Source organism: Hymenobacter terricola, from assembly GCF_017921975.2.
GTDB lineage: Bacteria > Bacteroidota > Bacteroidia > Cytophagales > Hymenobacteraceae > Hymenobacter > Hymenobacter terricola.
This window is the reverse complement of record NZ_JAGEMO020000169.1, coordinates 1-2,811: the sequence shown is the minus strand read 5'-3', so window position 1 is coordinate 2,811 and position 2,811 is coordinate 1. Positions and strand designations below refer to the sequence as shown.

5 protein-coding genes are annotated in these 2,811 nt (G+C 63.9%); 4 read left to right on the top strand and 1 reads right to left on the bottom strand.

Annotation, left to right across the window (positions count from 1 at the left end; translation table 11 throughout):
• The first annotated feature begins 185 nt into the window (after nt 1-185).
• From J4G38_RS28070 to J4G38_RS28055, 4 genes are read left to right on the top strand one after another with little or no spacing between them, the layout of a single operon-like run.
• A complete protein-coding gene (locus J4G38_RS28070) occupies nt 186-461 on the top strand; it encodes a transposase (RefSeq protein ID WP_210522209.1) in 276 nt (91 codons plus the stop codon).
• Between the two features lie 27 nt (nt 462-488).
• Nucleotides 489-626 carry a hypothetical protein gene (locus J4G38_RS28065; RefSeq protein ID WP_210522210.1) on the top strand — a complete coding sequence of 46 codons (138 nt, stop codon included), beginning with the start codon at nt 489-491 and terminating at the stop codon, nt 624-626.
• A gap of 19 nt (nt 627-645) precedes the next feature.
• Nucleotides 646-1,029, top strand: coding sequence for a hypothetical protein (locus tag J4G38_RS28060; protein WP_210522211.1), 384 nt, complete (start codon nt 646-648; stop codon nt 1,027-1,029).
• Nucleotides 1,019-1,399 (top strand): integrase core domain-containing protein, encoded by a 381-nt coding sequence (locus J4G38_RS28055; RefSeq protein WP_210522212.1) that lies wholly within the window; start codon nt 1,019-1,021, stop codon nt 1,397-1,399. The genes J4G38_RS28060 and J4G38_RS28055 overlap by 11 nt, the downstream gene beginning before the upstream one ends.
• A gap of 262 nt (nt 1,400-1,661) precedes the next feature.
• Here J4G38_RS28055 and J4G38_RS28050 read toward each other — a convergent pair whose 3' ends face one another.
• The gene (locus J4G38_RS28050; RefSeq protein ID WP_210522213.1) at nt 1,662-2,594 is read right to left on the bottom strand and encodes a carbon-nitrogen hydrolase family protein; all 933 of its coding nucleotides are present in this window, start codon (nt 2,592-2,594) and stop codon (nt 1,662-1,664) included.
• Nucleotides 2,595-2,811 lie beyond the last annotated feature (217 nt).

Here is a 2,811-nt window from a genome sequence, read left to right as displayed (position 1 = left end):
CTCCCTCCATACTGTGCAGTCTTCAGGCAAAAACGAGAAACGAGGCACAGGTTCTCCTGTACACGGTCGACACCAAAGAGCCGCCGTTAGAGAATAATAGTGTCCTCGTTTCCTTTTCTGGCTACCTCTCTACTTGAAAGGCAGGGCAATCATACAAGAGAATTGGGTGTCACTTTCCCGAACCCATGGAAAAAGCCTCTTCTTCTAAACGGCCGCGGTATGACGCGGCCCTCCGCGCCGAAGCCCGGCAGCCGGCCCGCGAAAGCCGCTCCACGCGGGCCGCGGCTCGTGCCCTGAATATTAATGCCACGCTACTCTACCAGTGGCAGAAAGCGGCGCAGCAACCCTTACCAACGGACCCGACTGAGGCGGCCGAAGTGCGGGCGCTGCGCATAGCCAATAAACGGCTGGCGCAGGAACTGGACATGTTAAAAAAAGCCAATGCCAAGTGCCTGCTGTGAGCGCAGGCTCCCGCATCCCCCGACCCCGTGAGCGAATTGCGCTTTATGGACCAGCAGCGGTTTCACTACTCCATCCAGCAACTCTGCCAGGTGCTTGGGGTCGTGCCCAGCCGCTACGACGCCTGGCGGCACATGCAGACGACACGGAGCCGCGGGGACGGCTGAACCGGCCTGGGAAACGGAAATGGTGGCCGTGTTTGACAACCACAACCGCCGTTACGGCACGCGCCGCCTCCGGGTCGAGTTGCGGGAAATGGGCCACCGGGTGGGCCGGCAGGCTCTGCGCACGGGCCTGCGCCGCCACGGGCGGAAAGCCTTGCCGCCCAAGGCCTTCGCGCCGCGCACCACCGATTCGACCCACGGGCAGCGCTGCGCGCCCAATCTGCTCTTGGACCAGCCGCGTCCGAGCCAGGCCAACCGGGTGTGGATGAACGAGCTCACCTACCTGCCGCCGGCCAACGGGACGTGGGCCTACTTGTGTGCCTTTCAGGACGGGTGCACCAAGCACGTGGTGGGCTGGCCGGTGCGGGCGGACGTGCCCGAAGCCCTGGTCACCAGTGCCTTGTAACGGGCGACGGGCGCTACTGGCCCAGCGGCCCGGCCCCGGCCTGATTGTCCACTCCGACCGCGGCGGGCAATACGTGGGCAACGCCTACAAGGCCCTGCTGCGCGACGCCCGGGCCCAGCTCACTCACCGCCAGCGCGGCGAGTGCGACGACAATGCTCAGGCCGAAAGTCTGTGGTCCCGCCTCAAAACCGAGGAACTGGAAGCCCGCGACTGGCCCGTTTTTGCTGACCTGGCCGACGCACAGGCCAGCGTGGCCGACTATTTTGACTACTACAACCACGAGCGTCGCCACTCCAGCATCGGCTATCAGAAGCCATATCACTTTCATCAACAGCAACTTAACAACATCACCCAATTCTCTCCTACTTAATTAGACCACTCCATGGTATTCTCGCTTAACAATTTGTTAAGCAACGGCATGCCTGCTGCACCAGTGTGAGCGATAGCCTAACCGTTCGTTTTCGCCCCTGCATTTCGACAGTCTTAAGGGGCGTGTAAGGCTATCGATGTGCCATCCTCTTACGTTGCATGTGTGCCTTATCACAAGCGGCCGGGCCATTTGACCACGCACCTGGAGGTTTTGCCCTCTTTGTTTAATAGCACCCGTAATGTCCGGCCGCAACGGCGAGGAGCTAGCTGCCGTCAGGTTCGCCGGTGGCCTGCCCAAACACGTCGGGCCGAGCGTAGTGCCCGGCCACGTCCAGCGTCATGCGCTCCTCGGGCAGGCGGGCCAGGTCGATTTCGGCCGTCAGGATGATTTCCTCGTCGTATACCGGGCCGGCCAGCACGGTGCCGTCGGGGCCGATGATGACGCTGCCGCCGCGCAGCACGAAGGCGGTAGGGTGGGCCGCCAGGTCGGGGGTAGGCTCCAGTTCAGGGGGCAGGTCTTTGGCTTGCATAATTGCGCCGGCGGCCACCACAAAGCAGCGGCCCTCGAAGGCATAATGGCGGCTGGCCACCAGGTTCATCTCCTTGAGCTGGGGCCACGCCGCTACGTGGATGTCCTCACCCGACTCGTGCAGGCGCTGGCGGGCCGTCGGCATCCAGTGCTCCCAGCAGATGAGGCCGCCCAGCCGGCCGGCGGCGGTGTCCACGGCGTGCAGGCTGCGGCCGTCGCCCTGGCCCCAGATAAGCCGCTCGGTGTGGGTGGGCATGAGCTTGCGGTGGGCCAGGGCGAGGCGGCCGTCGGCGTCGAAGGTGAGCATGGTGTTGTAGAGCGTGCCCCGGCCGGGGCCGGCCAGCACCCGCTCATGCACGCTGATATTGAGCGCCACGCCGTGGGCGCGAGCCGCCGCGCCGAGGGCATCGGTGACGGGCCCGGGCACCACCACGCTGTTCTCAACCAGGCGCCGAAACACCTGCTTCACGGCCGGCGAGTCCCAGAGGTTCACGTCGCGGCAGCAGTCGAGCCAGGCGGGGTAGCCGGGCAGCCAGGTCTCGGGGAAGACAACCAGTTCTGCACCCTGCGCGGCGGCCTGGGCAATAAGTATTTCGGCCTTGGCCAGCGAGGCGGGCAGGTCGAGGTACACGGGGGCAGCCTGCACGGCCGCGACGGTTAATAACATGGCGGCAAAGAAAAGGGGTTGGCCGCCGCTGCGGCGAGTTGCCCCCGACCAAGCATCGGGACGTGCTGTTAGCGCAAGATACTGTAATGAAAAGCAAGGAATCGGGCAATTATTTTTACCTTTGGGCCTCTTAAAGGAGGGCCTTCGGGTTCATCCTGTGTAGCCTCGGCGCGTTTACGTTGCCGGGGCTACTTCTTTTTCGGCCATGTGGGCCGGA

Excerpts from the sequence above, each read along its gene's own strand:
- J4G38_RS28060 (WP_210522211.1), top strand. The coding sequence starts at position 646 with ATGGTGGCCGTGTTTGACAACCACAACCGCCGTTACGGCACGCGCCGC.
- J4G38_RS28070 (WP_210522209.1), top strand. The coding sequence starts at position 186 with ATGGAAAAAGCCTCTTCTTCTAAACGGCCGCGGTATGACGCGGCCCTC.
- J4G38_RS28050 (WP_210522213.1), bottom strand. The coding sequence starts at position 2,594 with ATGTTATTAACCGTCGCGGCCGTGCAGGCTGCCCCCGTGTACCTCGAC.